Annotated in this window: 11 protein-coding genes; 5 read left to right on the top strand and 6 right to left on the bottom strand. The window is 69.3% G+C overall.

Translation table 11 applies throughout. The features are described from left to right. Positions 1–477 precede the first annotated feature (477 nt). From OG963_RS09980 to OG963_RS09965, 4 genes are all read left to right on the top strand, one after another. Positions 478–1,824 carry an extracellular solute-binding protein gene (locus OG963_RS09980; protein ID WP_371798775.1) on the top strand — a complete coding sequence of 449 codons (1,347 nt, stop codon included), beginning with the start codon at positions 478–480 and terminating at the stop codon, positions 1,822–1,824. After that, a complete protein-coding gene (locus OG963_RS09975) occupies positions 1,821–2,771 on the top strand; it encodes a sugar ABC transporter permease (protein ID WP_319330394.1) in 951 nt (316 codons plus the stop codon). The genes OG963_RS09980 and OG963_RS09975 overlap by 4 nt, the downstream gene beginning before the upstream one ends. A gap of 53 nt (positions 2,772–2,824) precedes the next feature. Beyond that, positions 2,825–3,622 (top strand): carbohydrate ABC transporter permease, encoded by a 798-nt coding sequence (locus OG963_RS09970; protein ID WP_093779391.1) that lies wholly within the window; start codon positions 2,825–2,827, stop codon positions 3,620–3,622. Between the two features lie 292 nt (positions 3,623–3,914). After that, the gene (locus tag OG963_RS09965) at positions 3,915–4,925 is read left to right on the top strand and encodes a LacI family DNA-binding transcriptional regulator (protein ID WP_030933363.1); all 1,011 of its coding nucleotides are present in this window, start codon (positions 3,915–3,917) and stop codon (positions 4,923–4,925) included. Positions 4,926–4,979: 54 nt separating this feature from the next. Here the strand turns inward: OG963_RS09965 and OG963_RS09960 are convergent, their stop codons facing one another. Continuing rightward, positions 4,980–5,687: a hypothetical protein gene (locus OG963_RS09960; RefSeq protein ID WP_371798774.1), complete on the bottom strand. Its 708-nt coding sequence runs from the start codon at positions 5,685–5,687 to the stop codon at positions 4,980–4,982. Positions 5,688–5,830: 143 nt separating this feature from the next. Between OG963_RS09960 and OG963_RS09955 the strand changes: the two genes are divergently transcribed. Then, entirely contained in the window at positions 5,831–7,045 is a 1,215-nt protein-coding gene (locus tag OG963_RS09955) for an RNA-guided endonuclease TnpB family protein (RefSeq protein WP_093931004.1), read from the top strand. Positions 7,046–7,109: 64 nt separating this feature from the next. On the opposite strand, the gene OG963_RS09950 is transcribed toward OG963_RS09955, so the two are convergent. The 5 genes from OG963_RS09950 to OG963_RS09930 all read right to left on the bottom strand — a co-directional run bounded on the left by OG963_RS09950 (position 7,110) and on the right by OG963_RS09930 (position 15,825). After that, the gene (locus OG963_RS09950; RefSeq protein WP_371798773.1) at positions 7,110–9,419 is read right to left on the bottom strand and encodes a glycoside hydrolase N-terminal domain-containing protein; all 2,310 of its coding nucleotides are present in this window, start codon (positions 9,417–9,419) and stop codon (positions 7,110–7,112) included. Continuing rightward, on the bottom strand, positions 9,416–11,392 hold the full coding sequence (locus tag OG963_RS09945) for a beta-galactosidase (RefSeq protein ID WP_371798772.1): 1,977 nt from the start codon (positions 11,390–11,392) through the stop codon (positions 9,416–9,418). Before OG963_RS09945 ends, OG963_RS09950 begins: the two co-directional genes overlap by 4 nt. 14 nt (positions 11,393–11,406) lie before the next feature. Continuing rightward, positions 11,407–13,677, bottom strand: coding sequence for a 1,4-beta-glucanase (locus OG963_RS09940; RefSeq protein ID WP_371798771.1), 2,271 nt, complete (start codon positions 13,675–13,677; stop codon positions 11,407–11,409). A gap of 76 nt (positions 13,678–13,753) precedes the next feature. Further along, positions 13,754–14,737: a carbohydrate ABC transporter permease gene (locus tag OG963_RS09935; RefSeq protein WP_371798770.1), complete on the bottom strand. Its 984-nt coding sequence runs from the start codon at positions 14,735–14,737 to the stop codon at positions 13,754–13,756. Beyond that, the gene (locus tag OG963_RS09930) at positions 14,734–15,825 is read right to left on the bottom strand and encodes an ABC transporter permease (protein WP_371798769.1); all 1,092 of its coding nucleotides are present in this window, start codon (positions 15,823–15,825) and stop codon (positions 14,734–14,736) included. Before OG963_RS09930 ends, OG963_RS09935 begins: the two co-directional genes overlap by 4 nt. Positions 15,826–15,841: the final 16 nt, after the last annotated feature.

Below are 15,841 nucleotides of genomic sequence, written 5' to 3'. Positions count from 1 at the left end.
AACCACGGCGAGGGACAGTGAACTGCCGAAGAGGGCGACCTTCTACCGGCTCGTGAACGACGTCGCCAAGAACGACGAGCTCTTCGGCTCGGCAACGGTGCGCCCTCGGTGGGCACTTCGCCCTGCAGGCCCGTTCACTCCGTCCATGGCCCCCGGCCCGGAGAGATCGTGTCGATCGATTCCACCCGGCTGGACGTGATGGCGGTGCTGGACGACGGCGTCGTGGCCGTCCGGAGCTGACGATCGGGGTCGATGGCACGACGCGCACGATCTGTGCGCCCACGGCGTACCCGAGGCGGCATCGCGTGAGGCCTGTAGGCGGCGGATGCCCGCGGGTATCCGCACAGAGGTCTCCGAGATATGCGTGCGCGATGCGTTGACGCAAGGTCTGTTCGACTCTACGGTCCCGTTCGAAGTTACGAGCGCCATCCGATATGTCGAACAATCCGGAAACGATCAAGAACGCTGAGGTGGGGTGTGAACCAACCTTCTCTTGACCGCAGGAAGGCACTTGCGGGTCTGGGCGGCCTGGCCGCTGCCGGAGCCGTCGGCTTCGGGGCGGCGGGCTGTGCGGCTCCCGCGAGTGCCACCGCAGGCAAGACCGGTCTGCGGTACTGGCACCTCTTCGGAGGTGGCGACGGTGTCAACATGGCCGCGCTCGTGGATGCCTTCCGCAAGGAACACCCCGACATCGACACCGAGGCGACCCAACTCCAGTGGGGCACGCCCTACTACACCAAGCTCGCCATGGCCGGCGCCGGCGGACGGGCGCCCGATGTGGCGGTGCTGCACCTGGCCCGGCTCGCCGGCTTCGGCCCAGGCCGACTGCTGGACCCCTTCGACCTGGACCGGCTCGCCGATGCGGGGATCACCCCGGACCGCTTCCCCTCGGACGTCTGGCAGCGGGGCGCGGTCGACGGCAAGCAGTACGCCATCCCGCTCGACACCCACCCGATGGTTCTCTACTACAACACCGAGGTCTGCAAGAAGGCAGGACTGCTCGACGGGTCGGGGAAGCTGCGGTCCATCACCGGCGCCGCGGAGTTCACCGACGCCCTGCGGGCTGCGAAGAAGGCCACCGGTGCGCCCGCTCTGACCGCCGAGACCCTGGGCCCCGACTGCATCACTCCCTGGCGTCTCTTCGCCACCTTCTACTCGCAGACCGGCGGCACCGTCCTCACCGAGGACGGCAAGGGCCTCGCCCTGGACGACGCCAAGGCGCTGAAGGTCCTCGACTACATGGCGACTCTCACCAGCGAGGGACTGATGGTGCGCCGCACCGACTACCCGGGTGCGATCGGCGTGTTCAACGGCGGCAAGACGGCTTTCCATCTCAACGGGGAGTGGGAGGTGTCCACCTTCACCAACTCCAAACTGCCGTTCTCCATGACCCGGGTGCCCGCCCTCTTCGGCCGGCCCACCGCCCAGGCCGACTGCCACTCCTTCGTCCTGCCCCACCGCAAGGACCGTACCGGCTCCGCCTCCGACGAGGCCGCCCACACGTTCGTCGCCTGGATGCTCAAGCACTCCGTCGACTGGGCCAGAGGCGGCCACGTGCCCGCCTATCTGCCCACGCTGTCCGACCCGGACTATCTGGCCCTCCAGCCGCAGTCCGCGTACCGCGACGTCATCGACGACGTCGCACTCGACCAGCCCGCCTGGTTCGCCGGCTCGGCCTCGCCCATGTGGATCGAGCTCGGTGCCGTCTTCTCCGGAGTGCTCACCGGATCCCGTACCCCCGGCGGCGCCCTGCGCGAGGCGAAGAACCGTCTGCGCAAGCTTCTGGACACCCGGAACCCGCTCGGAAACGGAGGCGCCACATGACCGCCACCACCACCGTCGCCGCTCCCGCCGCGCCGGACGAGGCTGCCGCGCCCCGCGCCGTGGGTGTGCGCCGCCGCTGGACCGAGCACGGACTCCTCTTCATCGCACCGTTCCTCCTCGTCTATGCGCTCTTCCTTATCTGGCCGCTGGCCTCGGGTGTCGGGATGAGCCTGAGCAGCGACAACATCAGCGGAGCCGGCGGCGAGTTCATCGGCTTCGACAACTACGCGGAGGCGCTGCGGGACCCGAACGTCTGGTCCTCGATGTGGAACACCGTCTGGTTCACGATCCTGTCCACGGTCCCGCTCGTCCTGACCGGAATGGTCCTCGCGCTGCTCGCCCACCACCTCCGTGTCGTCCAGTGGCTGTGGCGTCTGTCGTGGTTCGCGCCGTTCCTTCTCCCGTCCGGCGTGGTCGGACTGCTCTTCCTCTGGGTGATCTTCCCGTCCGACTTCGGCTTCGCGGACCAGCTGCTCGCCTCCTTCGGCCTGCACCCCGGCATCGGGTGGCTCACCGACGAGCGGTACGCGATGCTGTCGATCGTCCTTGCCACCGTGTGGTGGACGGTCGGCTTCAACTTCCTGCTCTACCTGGCCGCGCTCCAGTCGATCCCGCAGCACCTCTACGAGGCGGCCGAGCTCGACGGCGCGGGGGCCCGGCAGCGACTGCTCCGCATCACCCTGCCGATGCTGCGACGGACGACGGGTGTCGTGGTCGTGCTCCAGGTCCTGGCCTCGCTGAAGATCTTCGACCAGGTCTACATCATGACCGGCGGCGGCCCCGACGCATCCACCCGGCCGATCCTCCAGTACGTCTACCAGGCGGGGTTCACCGGCTACCGCATCGGCTACGCGTCCGCCGTCTCGTACATCTTCTTCGCCCTGATCGTGATCGTTTCACTGGTGCAGCTACGGCTGTCCCGGCGCAACGGTGAGGAGTCCAAGTGAGTGCCGCAGCCGAAGCAGGACGCAAGGCCCGCTGGACCCCGGGGCGCATCGCCATGCTGGTCGCGGCCGCAGTGCTGGCCGTGGCCTGGCTGCTGCCCCTGGCCTGGGCGTTCGCCACGTCGCTCAAACCCGAGGGCGAGACGACGAGGACCCCGCTCGAGTGGATCGGATCGAAGATCACCTTCGACGCCTACCGGCAGGTGTGGGCGGCCGGGGACCTCGGGCGCTGGCTGTTCAACACGGCGTACATCTCGGTCATGACGACGCTGCTGACCGTCACGCTGTGCGCGATGGCGGCGTACGGATTCGCGCGCACCGACTTCCGTGGGCGGAAGGTTCTCTACGGCATCGTGCTGGCCGGGATCATGGTGCCTCCGCAGGTTCTCATCGCTCCGCTGTTCGCGGAGATGCTGCAGCTCGGTCTCGTCGACACGTACTGGGGTGTGATCCTGCCCCAGGTGGCCGTCCCCGCCATGGTGTTCATCCTGGTCAAGTTCTTCGAAGGGGTGCCGCGGGAGCTGGAGGAGGCGGCGTTCGTGGACGGCGCCGGGCGGTGGCGGGTCTTCTGGACCATCGTGATGCCCCTGTCACGACCGGTGCTGGCGGCCGTGGCGATCTTCACCTTCATCTCGACGTGGAACAACTTCCTGTGGCCGTTCCTCGTCACCACCGACCCGAACGGTATGACGCTTCCCGTCGGGCTGGTCAACGTCCAGACCTCGTACGGACTCCGCTACGCGCAGATGATGGCGTCCGTCGTCATCGCCGGGCTGCCCCTGCTGATCGTCTTCGTGCTCTTCCAGCGCCAGATCGTCCGCGGGGTCGCGCACACGGGTCTCGCGGGGCAGTGACGCAGCGCCGGGTGCGCCCGGCGGCCGTCGGCCCGCAATCGCCGGACAGGCTCGAACCCGAGCCTGTCCGGCGATTGCGTGACCGGACGTCGTAGGCTTCCTTGGTCGCTCCGCGTCAGGCAGTCGAAGCGCTTCGACGCATGCTCTGGACTCGCTGGGTGAGTCGGTCTAGGCTCGCACTGTCCGTACACGTCGCAGGCGAGTAAGTCGGAATCGAAGCGCTTCGCCAACCCTGTCGGCACGTGTCAGCGCCTGTGCCGGAATCCGCCGTCGTCCTGTGATGGAGAGCCGAATGGTCACCCTTGCCGAGGTCGCCCAGCATGCCGGAGTCTCCGCGAGCACGGTGAGCTACGTCCTCAGTGGGAAGCGGTCCATCTCCATGTCCACCCGCGAGCGGGTGGAGCGAAGTATTCAGCAACTCGGATACCACCCCAACGCCGGAGCCCGCGCACTCGCCAGCAGCCGGTCCAACATCATCGCACTCATGGTGCCGCTGCGCACCGACATGTATGTGCCCGTGATGATGGAGATCGCCATCGCCGTCGCCACCACCGCACGCGCGCACGGCTACGACGTCCTGCTCCTGACCGGGGAGGAAGGTCCGGCGGCCGTTCGGCGGATCGCGGGCAGTTCGCTCGCCGATGCCATGATCCTGATGGATGTGGAGCTGCACGACGAACGCCTGCCGCTGCTCCTGGAGACCGACCGGGCCGCCGTGCTGATCGGTCTGCCCGCCGAGACCGACGGACTGACCTGCGTGGACCTCGACTTCGAGGCCACCGGGGCGCTCTGTGTGGAGCACCTCGCCGGGCTCGGCCACCGTGAGATCGCGGTGATCGGCGAGGCGGCCGCGGTGTACGAGCGGCACACCGGCTTCGCCGAGCGGACGATGGACGGCGTGCGGACGAAGGCGCAGCAGACCGGGGTGCGGGTGCTGCACCGGCCCTGCGACGGCGGGTACGCGGCGATGGAGCGGACGCTGGCCCGGATCTTCGACGAGCGGCCGGGCACCACCGGGTTCATCGTGCAGAACGAGTCGGCGGTCGAGCCGCTGCTCAATCTGCTGCGTCAGCAGGGGCGTGCGGTGCCGGAGGACGTGTCGGTCGTCGCCATCTGTCCCCAGCAGCTCGCCTCCGAGGCATCCGTGCGGCTGACCTCGGTCGCCATACCGGCGCAGGAGATGGGGCGACGCGCCGTCGAGCAGGTCGTCGCGAAGCTCGGTGGTCGCGGCACGGACGAAGTCGATTTGCTGGCGCCGGAGTTGACGGTTCGGGCGAGCAGCGGCCCGGCCCCCGTGCGTTGACGTCACGCAGTGAACGAGCCGGCCCCGTGAGGGGCCGGCTCCTTCCTGTGCGGGTCAGCTCGACGAGACGCTGAACCCGTTCGTCGTGAAGTCCAGGCCGCCGGGTGACGAAGTGATCTCGTAGCCGAACTGGACGTCACCGATGGTCTCGTTGCCCCACCAGCCCTTGGTGTCCTTGATCCACTTCAGGATCGGCAGGATGTTCACCGTGCCCGAGGAGGAGTCCGAGGTGCGCAGGAACGAGAAGACCTGGTTGGACCCGTTGTCGCCCTTGTAGACGGTCCAGGTGTGGCCGCCGAGTGTCGCCGTTCCCTGCGGGGTGCCGAGCGCGCCGACATCGCCGTTGTAGTTGACCCAGAGCATCACTTCGTAGTCGTAGTCGGTGTCCCAGATGTCGTACGACGTGTTGTAGTCACCGGTCGACGGGACGGTGACGTTGTAGCTGCTGGCGAGCGACGTCAGCGAGGTGATGGACCTGCCGACGACCTTCTTGGCGTTGGGGTACGACTTGATGCCGCCGGTGTCCGGGTGGTTGGCCCAGACCCCCCAGTTGCTGGAGGAGTTGACCCAGATGGTCTGGGAGCCCGCGCCGGATCCCCAGATGTTGTTGTAGAGGGTGTATCCGTCGCTGGTGGTGTAGTTGCCCCACTGGTCCGAGGAGGACCAGATCGCGGCCTGGGCAGGTGCGGCGGCGAAGCCGATCAGGGCGGCGACCGCGGCCGCCGGCGCCAGTACGAACCTGCTGAGGATGCGTCGTGCCATCGCTGATCTTCGCAGGGAATCCCGGCCTTCCGGCCGGGCGGGAATGCGATCCTCGGCCCGGAGGCGCGGAGCGCCGGAGTGCCCTGCGTTGTCAGTGGCGCCAGCTATGTTGACCGTACTGACCGCAAAGGGGGGTGGGTTGGATGATTCGTGCGTACAAGTTTCTGATGCGGCCCACCGCCCGGCAGTCGGTCGCGCTCGGTGAGATGCTGCGCGATCATTGCTCCCTGTACAACGGGGCGTTAGAGGAACGGCGCGATGCCTACCGTCATCCCTCGAAGACGAGCATCAGGTACGGGCAGCAGTCCGCCCAGCTCAAGGACATCAGGGCGTTCGATCCGGAGCGTCAGGGGCGTTGGTCGTTCTCCTCGCAGCAGGCCACGCTGCGCCGTCTGGACAAGGCGTTCGCCGCGTTCTTCCGCCGGGTCGCAGCCGGTCTGGCGCCGGGGTATCCGCGTTTTCGTGGGGTGAACTGGTTCGACACGGTGGAGTTCCCGAAGGACGGCGACGGGGTCCGATGGGACTCCACCCCGCACGACCGGGTCACCCGCGTCCGCTTCCAGGGCATCGGACACGTCAAGGTCAACCAGCACCGGCCCGTGGCCGGCAAGGTCAAGACCGTCTCGGTCAAGCGTGAAGGCCGCAAGTGGTTCGTCGTGCTGACCGCCGAACAGGACCAGCCCGAACCGCTCCCGGCAACGGGCAGCATGGTCGGCATCGACCTGGGCATCGCGAACTTCCTCGCCGACTCGGGCGGCGGGTTCGTGCCCAACCCCAGGCACGCCCGCAAGGCCGCTGCGAAGCTTCAGGCCGCGCAGCAGGCCCTGTCCCGGTTCCCGCGGCGCAAGGCGAAGGACCGTACCCGCAACCACCAGCGTGCGGCGGAGAAGGTCGTGTCCCTGCACGGCAAGGTTCGCCGTCAGCGGCTCGACCACGCGCACAAGACCGCCCTCCACCTGGTCCGTGAGCACGACTTCATCGCGCACGAAGACCTCAAGATCCGCAACATGAGCAAAACCCCCGCACCGAAACCCGACCCCGAGAAGCCGAGCAGTTTCCTGCCCAACGGGGCCGCCGCCAAGGCCGGACTCAACCGTTCCATCACAGATGCCGGATGGGGGGTGTTCCTCGCGATCCTGAATGCCAAGGCTGAGAGTGCCGGACGGGAAGTGATGGCCGTGGACCCCCGCAACACCTCCCGGCGGTGTCCCGAATGCGCGCACACCGCGAAGGAGAACCGGCCCACACAGGAGAAGTTCCACTGCACCGCGTGCGGCCACACCGCGCACGCCGACACGGTGGGCGCCCTGAACGTACTACGGGCCGGGCTGGTCCGTCGCAACGCCGACACGGCTTAGCGAGAAGCCCCGGCGTTCACGCCGAGGAGGAGTCACGGTGCGGGGAGTCGGGGTGGGGGATGCGCTACCGCTGCCTCAGAGTGAGGACGCGGTCCACGCCGGCCGTCAGGTCCAGCAGAGCTACGGGAGTTCCGGCGGAGGTCTCGGTGGGGGGCTCGGCAGGGGTGTCGGTGCAGCGCCGTGTCGCGGTGTCGGTGAGCGTGAGCCCGCCGCCCGTGCGTACATCGACACGGGCGTCACGGGTGGGGTGCAGGACGGCCGTGGCGTGACCGTCCTCGTACCAGGACAGATCCACGCGGGCGCCGAACCTGGTGCGCACCCCGCGCAGTTCGCCGGACGGAAACGTGCTGGGGAGCGCGGGCAGGAGCACCAGCCGGTCCGGGGTGGACTGGACGAGCATCTCGATGACCGCCGCGGGCAGTGCATGGGCGGCGTCCGCGTTGTAGACATCGCGGGACGGATAGTGCGAGGACATCAGCGAGCGGTGGAAGAAGTCGCCCGCCAGCACGGCGTTCAGTGCGTCCAGGGCCCGCGTACCGTCGTGCAGCCGTGCAGCGATCAGGGCGTGGTGCAGATGGCCGTGCGCGGAGTCGTTCTCCGCGCCGCGCAGCTCCAGTGCGCGGTGTGCGGCGTCCGCGAGATCAGGGGTGTCGTACGGGTTGATCACGCCAAGCGGCCACACCGGGTAGAGATGACTGAGGTGCCGGTGGTCGTACGTCTCCCGCAGGCCCGGCCAGGCCCATTCGGCGAGCGCGCCGTCCTCGTTGACGTGGTACCGGGGGAGCCGGTCGGCGAGCGCGCGCCAGCGGCCAGCGGCCGGATGGCCGGGGGAGCGCCCGGCTGCGGTGGCCAGGGCGTGACGGGACGCCGCGATGTCCATGGTGGCGTTGATCGTCCCCCAGCTCGCGTTGGCCGGACGGTTCTCCGGTGAGTACGAGGGGACGATGGCGAGCGTGCCGTCCGAGGCGTTCCGGGTGAGGAAGTCCTCGTAGAACTCCGCCACTTCGGTGAGCGCGTCGGTCAGCCAGCGGTCCGTCACGCCGGTGGTCTCGGCGTGCTCCAGAAGGGGCTGCAGCAGCCAGTCCGCACCCGCGGTCCACAGATGGTGCGGATAGGCGCGCTGGAAGTGGTGGTTGTGGCCGGACTCGCCGTCCGTGTGGGTCGGGGCGACGATGCCCCGGGCGCCGAAGATCGCGCGGGCGTTGTCCCGCCAGTCGGCCAGCTGGCCGCGGACCAGACCGGCATGGGCTTCGGACACCTCCGGCAGTGCCGCGGCGGCGGCCGAAGCGATCTGGAGATTGAGATTGGCATTGGTGGTGAACGCACCGGACCAGGCGGTGTCCCAGTCGCCGGTCCAGAGACCGGTCAGCCGTGGCGGCAGCACCCCGGCGGCGGAGAGCAGGTGGTAGCGGCCCGCTGCGAACAGCCGCTCCAGGAGCGCGGGGCTCTCGGGGCGACGTATCAACTCACTTCCCGGCAAGGCGCGTTCCTTCGCCTCGGCATGCAGGGTGAGGGTGGCGCGCTCGTAGGCGGTGCGGTGCAGGGGCCGATGCCGGGCGAGCAGCGTCTCGTAGTCGGCGTACGGCAGGGCTTCCCATTCCTCGGCGAGGTCCAGGTCGCCCGTATGACGCCGTACCCGGGTCAGCAGGAGCAGAGTCCGCGCGCCGTCGATACGGATGCCCTCGCCCGACACGGTCACGGATCCCCGGTCCACCCGGGCCACGGTGACGCCCGTGTAGGCCAGATCACTGGACGGGTAGCCGGCCCGCAGGGCCAGCCGGGCGCCGTCGGCCGTCAGTGCGGTGCTGCGGCCGACGGCGAGACGCGGGGGCGCACCCGGCAGTGCGTGGTCCAGGGTGAGCTCCACGGCGAGCCCGAACCCGGTGATGCACTGGACGATGACGTCGTCGGCCCGTGAGACGAAGACCCGGCTCCGCCAGTCCTTGTGTGAGGCGCAGATCTCCCCGGTGGCGAAGTCGACGGAGCGGCGGTAGCCGGCCGTCCCCGCGCGACGGTCGACGGTCGACGGCAGGCGGCGGACCCGGGTCTGGAAGGCGGGGTGGAACGGCTGGACCCACAGCAGCGGGTGTTCCGCCCCGAACTGTTCGGCCGCCGTCGTGTCCCCGGCGAGGAGCGCGTCCTGAAGCTGCTCCAGCCGGTCTGCGAGCAGGGGCGGTCCGGCGTGCTCGCTGCCGTTGGGGCGGACGAGGGTGTGATGGTTGACGACGACCCGGTCGTCGGCCGGATCTCCGTACACCATGGCTCCGTGCCGGCCGTTGCCGCCGAGGAAGGCGTCTTCCCAGCGGGCGGCGGGGTGTGGCTCCCACGTGCCGTCGCGGCCCGGGGCGCCGGCCTCCGTACCTGCCGCGGTCACAGGGTTGCGCCGCGCAGCACGGCCACGCCGTAGCGGCCCAGCTCCACGGAGCCGTTGACCGCCGCCCCGGTCAGCAGATCCACCTGCGCACCGGGCACCGGTACGGTGACGCTGCTCCGGCCGTGGTGCAGCAGGAACAGCAGATCGCCGCGGCGGACGGCCTCCACACCCTCGGGCAGCCCGGTCAGCACGGGCGCCGTCCCGGCCTCGGCCGCCACCCGGCCGAGCAGGGCGCGCAGCGCCTCCGGTTCGGGCAGCGTCGAGACGTAGTACGCACGGTCGTTGCGGACTACGGCGGGCAGCCCGTCCAGCTCGCCGCCCCGGTACGCGGAGACGACCTCCGCGCCCGGATCCGCTTCCAGCTCCTCCGACCAGACCGAGGCCCGGAAGCCGTCGCACTCCACCGTGGTGTCCGCGTCGAGCGGCCACCACTCGTGGAGCGTACGGATGCCGCACAGCTCACGCATCCGCACGTCCATGCCGCCCGGCCTGATCCGGTCGTCCGCGTCGGCGATCCCGCTGAAGAAGCCGCAGACGAGAGTCCCGCCACCCCGTACGTAGGCGACCAGGTTGTCGATCGCGGCATCCGTCAGCAGATACAGCTGCGGTACGGCCACCATCCGGAACCCGGTCAAGTCGCCCTCGGGGCGGGCGAATTCCGTGCTGATGCCTGATTCCCACAGGGCCCGGTGCCAGCTCTGCACGATTTCCGTGTAGTCGAGGAGCCTGGACGGCCTGCCCTCCTGGGCGCCCGCCCACCAGGAGTCCCAGTCGTGCAGGATCGCCACCTCGGACGGCACGTCCGCACCGCTCACCGCCGCCCCGATCGTGGCCAGTTCGGCGCCGAGCTGCTTGACCTCCCGGAACGTGCGGCCGTTCTCGCCCGCGTGCGTGAGCATGCCGGAGTGGAACTTCTCCGCTCCCTGGCGGGACTGCCGCCACTGGAAGTAGCAGACGGCGTCGGCGCCGCGCGCGACCGACTGGAGCGACCAGAGCCGGTTGAGGCCGGCCGGCTTCGGATGGTTCACACCCCGCCAGTTCACCGGCCCCGCGGCCTGCTCCATCAGCATCCATGGCCCGGCCGCCTGGGAGCGTGTCATGTCGGCGAGCATCGCGTTGTACTGGGCAGCCTGCGGGTCCTTCGGGTCGGGATAGACGTCGACGGAGACGATGTCCTCCTGGGCCGACCACGCCCATGCGTCCTGCCCCGACCACAACGGCATGAAGTTGGTGGTCACCGGGATCTGAGGGGTGTGCCGGGCGACGATGTCGCGCTCGGCCAGATAGCACTCCATCAGCGCGTCGGACGTGAACCGCTTGAAGTCCAGCACCTGCGTCGGGTTCTTCATGTACTGCGCCTTGCGTGGGGGCAGGATCTGCTCCCACGTTTCGTAGCGCTGGCTCCAGAAGGCCGTTCCCCAGGCCTCGTTGAGTGCCTCGACGGTGGCGTATCGAGCGTGGAGCCACCGGCGGAGGTGCGCGGCGGTCCCGTCGCACCAGCAGTGCGTGCAGTACTCGTTGTTGATGTGCCACACGGTCAGCGCCGGGTGATCGGCGTACCGCGCCGCCAGGTCCTCGGTGAGGGACGCCGCGTAACGCCGGTAGACCGGCGAACTGGCGCAGAACTGCTGCCGTGATCCGTACCAGACGACCGAGCCGTCCTCGCCACGCGGCAGCGTCTCGGGGTGCTCCGCCCCCATCCACGGCGGCGGGGAAGCGGTCGGTGTGGCGAGCACGACCCCGATGCCATGGGTGTGCATCAGGTCCATCAGACGATCCAGCCAGCCGAATTCCCGGGCGCCCGGGCGTGGTTCGATCTTCGCCCAGGAGAACACCCCGAGGGTGACGGAGTTGACCCCGGCGTCCTTCATCAGCCGTACATCGTCCTCCCACACCTCCTCGGGCCACTGCTCGGGGTTGTAGTCGCCGCCGAAGAGGATGCGGCCACGGGCTGCGTCGCGCAGGGACGGCATGGACTTCACGCTCCTCATTCCGGGTCTGCGTACTGGATGCCGCGGCCGTTGGTGCCCAGGTAGACACGGCCGTGGACGCGGGGGTCGCCGGTGATCACTTCGCCGGTCCAGCCCCACTGATGGCTGTCGTCGTTGATCCGGACCCAGGTGGCGCCGGCATCGTCCGAGCGCAGCACCGCCACCCCGTCGAAGGTGGCGGAGACCCGCCCGGTCTGGAAGATCGCCGGGTAGGGGTCGCGGACCCGGCGGCCGGACTTCCTGGGGCCGGCCGGCGCGGCCGCGCCGAAGCCCAGTGCGTGCGAGGCCTGGCAGCCCGCCACGGCGTCGAAGGTCAGTCCACCGTCCGTGGACCGGAACAGTCCGTTGTCCTTTGCCGACAGCCACAGGTCACCGCTGCGGCCGGGAGCGGCGGCCATCTTGAACTGGACGTCACCGGAGGGGAGTCGAGTGGCGCCCGGAGTGAAGGTCGTGCCGGAGTCGGTGGAGCGGAACACCGTCCCGGTGTCCGTGTCGTACACGTAGAACCGCGTCGGGTCGAGCGGGTCGGCCAGCGGTGTGCCGCCCTTGGGGAAGGTGGCCACCTCGGTCCAGGTCGCGCCGTCGTCCGTGGAGCGGTGCGCCGGATACTTCGTGCCGTCCCAGTGGATGAACGACCAGAGCAGAGTCGCCCCGTCCGCCCCGACGGCGACCGGTCCCGGGGCCGCGGCCGCGATCTCCGGCTGCGCGGCGAACGGCTGCCAGCTCCTGCCGCCGTCCTCGGAGTACGCCCCGGCCGCACCGGAGCCGGACGGCCAGCCCGTACGTACGACATAGGACGGTTCGAGCGCGGCCAGCGCCAGGCCGGTCGCGGTGCCGAAGACCGGGTTCGACGCCATACCGCGCGACGGGGACGTGGTCAGCGACTCGTGATACATCACGCCGATGTCCCCCAGTCCGCTGAGCAGTCGTGCACCGTCCGTCGGCGGGGCGATCAGGAACTTGACCGCGGATTCCTCCAGACCGCGGATCTGTGGCGCCCAGTGGACGAGATCGCGGGTCCCGAAGACCGTGGCGCCCGTGCCGAACACGATGTGGTGCGAGTCGTACGGATCGACGGCCAGGGCCTGGATCCACCAGCCGAACTTGGCCGTGTCCCCGCCCCAGCGCAGATACGGCGTCTCCGACACATCGAGGACCGCCGTGTCCTTGAGCGATGTCCAGGTGGATCCGCCGTCGGTCGACCGGAACAGGGTGTCGACCTGCGCCCACCGGTTGTTGGTGGTGACGACCACCGTGCCGGGCCGCCCGGCATCGACGGCGACCCCGCCGTACCCGAAGCCGTCCCCGGCGCCGGAGTTCGGCGCCACCGGAGTGACGTCCGTCCAGCTGCCGGTGACCGTGTCGAGGCGGTGCACCGAACCGTCGGCCTGCCCGTTGGGGCCGGGTGCGTCCGCGTAAGTGACGTACAGGGCACGGGCATTGGTGTCGTAAGCCGCCCGGATCGGTACCTTCGACGCCGCGACACCGCCCGACGGCTGACCGGGCACCGCCTCCCAGCCGCCGGAAGCGTTCGTACGGTAGAGCGGCGTCCCGCCGTCTCCCCAGCCCGCGTACACCGCACGGCCCGCGGCGACGAGGAACATGATGCCCTGGCCGTTCGCCGCCGGTGTGGCAGGGAAGTCGGCCGACGCCCAGGTGGCACCCCGGTCCGTGGAACGCAGCAGCCCGTCGTGGCGGGTGCCGAGCCAGAGCCGCTCACTGTCGCACGGGTCGACGAGCAGCCGCTCACCGGCGCCCCGGCCGTCCTCATTGGCCCCGAGCCGCACCGTCAGATCCGTACGGGCCCAGGTCGCTCCCCGGTCCTCGGACCGCAGCACCGCACCGGGTCCGGCCCACGACTGGGCGTACGTGCCGAGCGCGAGATACAGCCGGTCGGGGTGGGCCCGGTCGACGGCCAGCGCCTCCACGCCCAGCAGGTTCCAGTCGTCCCAGCCCAACTGGTCGGTGAGCGCGGTCCAGCGGGACCGCGCGTCGTCCCAGCGGTAGGCGCCACCGATGTCGGTACGGGCGTAGGCCAGTCCCTTCACCGACGGGTGGAACAGCAGACCCGTGACGAAGCCGGTGCCGCCGAGCGCCGCCGTGCGCCAGCGGTATGCCTGAGCCCCCCGCACGCCATGGGGCGTCCGCCGGCTCGTGGCGTGGGCGGCGGCGGGAGCCGCGACCGGGAGAGCGACGGCCGCAGCCGCGACGGCTGCTCCCGCCAGCACGTTGCGACGACTGGGCGTGGGCGCGGACGAAGCGCGCATGGCGAACACCTTCCGGTGGAGGAAAGGAGAGGGAGAGAGCGGAGGAAGTGGTGAGGTCCGGAGCGTGCGGTGCGTGTCAGCCCTTCACGGCGCCGGTGAGCATGCCCTTCTGGAAGTGCTTCTGGACGAACGGCGACAGCACGGCGACCGGGATCAGCGCCAGCACCATGACCGCCATCTGCACGGCGAGACTGTTGATCGCCCCGCTGCTGACCGCGGCGCCCATGGCGCCGGGCGGCACCTGGTGCTGGAGGACGAGCTGGCGCAGGATCATCTGGAGCGGGTACTTGTCACTGTCCTGGATGTAGAGCATCGCGTTGAACCACTGGCTCCAGTAGCCGACCGCGTAGAACAGCGAGATCACGGCGATCACCGCTCGGGACAGTGGCATGACGATCTGCAGCAGGATCCGCCACTCGCCCGCGCCGTCGATACGGGCCGCGTCGATCAGTTCGGGCGCGGTGTCCATGAAGAAGCCGCGCAGCACCAGGATGTTGAAGACGCTGATCGCGCTGGGCAGGATCATCGACCAGTAGCTGTTGCTCAGTCCGATGCCGGTGACCAGCAGATAGGTGGGGATGAGCCCGGCGCCGAAGAACATCGTCGCCATCAGCGTCATCAGCAGCTTGCTGTGCGCGAAGGAGTCCCGCCGGCTCAGCCCGTATGCGCAGAGTACCGAGACCACCATGCTGAACGCCGTACCGACGAGGGTCAGGCCGACGCTCACCAGGGCCGCCCGGGTGACGGCGCCGCCGCCGAGCAGCTCCTTGTACGCGACGAAGGTGACGGTCCTCGGCCAGACGACCAGACCTCCCGCGTCGTTGATCGTCTTCGTGTCGGAGAGGCTGGTGACGACCACCACCCACAGAGGTACGAGCACGATCGCGCAGATGGTGACGAGACCGAAGCCCTTGAAGGCGAGACCTACCTTGGTGGGCTCCTCCTCCCACACGGGGCGGGGCTCGATCCGCAGTGCGCGCTTGAGCGGTGACTCCTCCGGTGTCGTGGAGGGCTGCTCCGTCCGGCGGTTGTCCTTGTCCGTTTCCAGGAGAGTCGTCATTTCTTGGAGTACACCCCCTGCTCGCCCAGCATGTGAGCGACCTTGTTCGCACCCAGCACCATGGCGACGCTGAACAGTCCCTTGAAGATTCCGGCGGCGGCCGCGTAGCCGAAGTCGCCGGTCTTGATGCCCGTCCACCAGATGTAGGTGTCGAGGATTTCGGAAGCGCCCGGACCCACCTGGTCGCGCTGGAGCAGGATCTGCTCGAAGTCGAGGTTGAGCGCACTGCCGACCCGAAGGACGAGCAGCAGCGCGATGACCGGACGCAGCGCGGGCAGAGTGACGTGCCACATGCGGCGCCAGCGCCCCGCACCGTCCACGGCCGCCGCCTCGTACAGATCGGTGTTGACGGCGGCGAGTGCGGCGAGGAAGACGATCACGCCCCACCCGGCGTCCTTCCACACGGCCTGTGCGGTGACCAGGAACTTGAAGAAGCTCGCATTGGTCATCAGGTCGAAGCCCTCATGGCCGTGTTCGCGCATCCACTGCGCGACCAGGCCGGCCCCGCCGAACATCTGCTGGAAGACGGTGACGACGAGCACCCAGGAGAAGAAGTGCGGCAGATAGACGACGGCCTGCACCCAGGCCCGTACCCGCGCACTCATGATCGTGTTGAGCAGCAGGGCGATGGCGATCGGGATGGGGAAGAAGAGGAGCAGCTGGGTCAGGAAGATGACCAGCGTGTTGATGAGGACTTGCCAGAAGCGGTAGTCCTCGAATATCCGGGTGAAGTTGTCGAAGCCCACGAAGGGGCTGCCGGTGATGCCCAGGTCGTACACGTCGTAGTCCTGGAAGGCCACGATGTTCCCGAGCAGCGGGATGTAGTTGAAGATCAGCAGCAGAGCGATGGCGGGCAGTGTCATCAGGACCAGCGTGCGGTCCCGGCGCAGGCGCAGGCGCCAGGTGATGCCGCCCGCCACCGGTGGGGTGCTGTCCGCGGCCGGGGGCTTCCTGCCGCTGTCCCTGACGCCTGCGGTGCCGTTGCTGTCTCCGCCTCCGCTGTCCTCGCTCCCGCCGTCGCCGAGCGGGCCCGTCGGCCGGTTGGCCGCTCGGTCCGTCTCGGTCGCAACCGTGGCCCGTGGCTTCACCGTGTGCTCCCCATGT

The organism is Streptomyces sp. NBC_01707, from assembly GCF_041438805.1.
In the GTDB taxonomy this organism is placed as follows: Bacteria; Actinomycetota; Actinomycetes; order Streptomycetales; family Streptomycetaceae; genus Streptomyces.
The sequence above is the reverse complement of the archived record's forward strand: the minus strand, read 5'-3'. Positions and strand labels throughout refer to the sequence as shown.

Coding starts and splice junctions, on each gene's coding strand:
- OG963_RS09945 (WP_371798772.1), bottom strand. CDS start 11,392: ATGCCGTCCCTGCGCGACGCAGCCCGTGGCCGCATCCTCTTCGGCGGC.
- OG963_RS09955 (WP_093931004.1), top strand. CDS start 5,831: ATGATTCGTGCGTACAAGTTTCTGATGCGGCCCACCGCCCGGCAGTCG.
- OG963_RS09975 (WP_319330394.1), top strand. CDS start 1,821: ATGACCGCCACCACCACCGTCGCCGCTCCCGCCGCGCCGGACGAGGCT.
- OG963_RS09970 (WP_093779391.1), top strand. CDS start 2,825: ATGCTGGTCGCGGCCGCAGTGCTGGCCGTGGCCTGGCTGCTGCCCCTG.
- OG963_RS09965 (WP_030933363.1), top strand. CDS start 3,915: ATGGTCACCCTTGCCGAGGTCGCCCAGCATGCCGGAGTCTCCGCGAGC.
- OG963_RS09935 (WP_371798770.1), bottom strand. CDS start 14,737: ATGACGACTCTCCTGGAAACGGACAAGGACAACCGCCGGACGGAGCAG.
- OG963_RS09960 (WP_371798774.1), bottom strand. CDS start 5,687: ATGGCACGACGCATCCTCAGCAGGTTCGTACTGGCGCCGGCGGCCGCG.
- OG963_RS09940 (WP_371798771.1), bottom strand. CDS start 13,677: ATGCGCGCTTCGTCCGCGCCCACGCCCAGTCGTCGCAACGTGCTGGCG.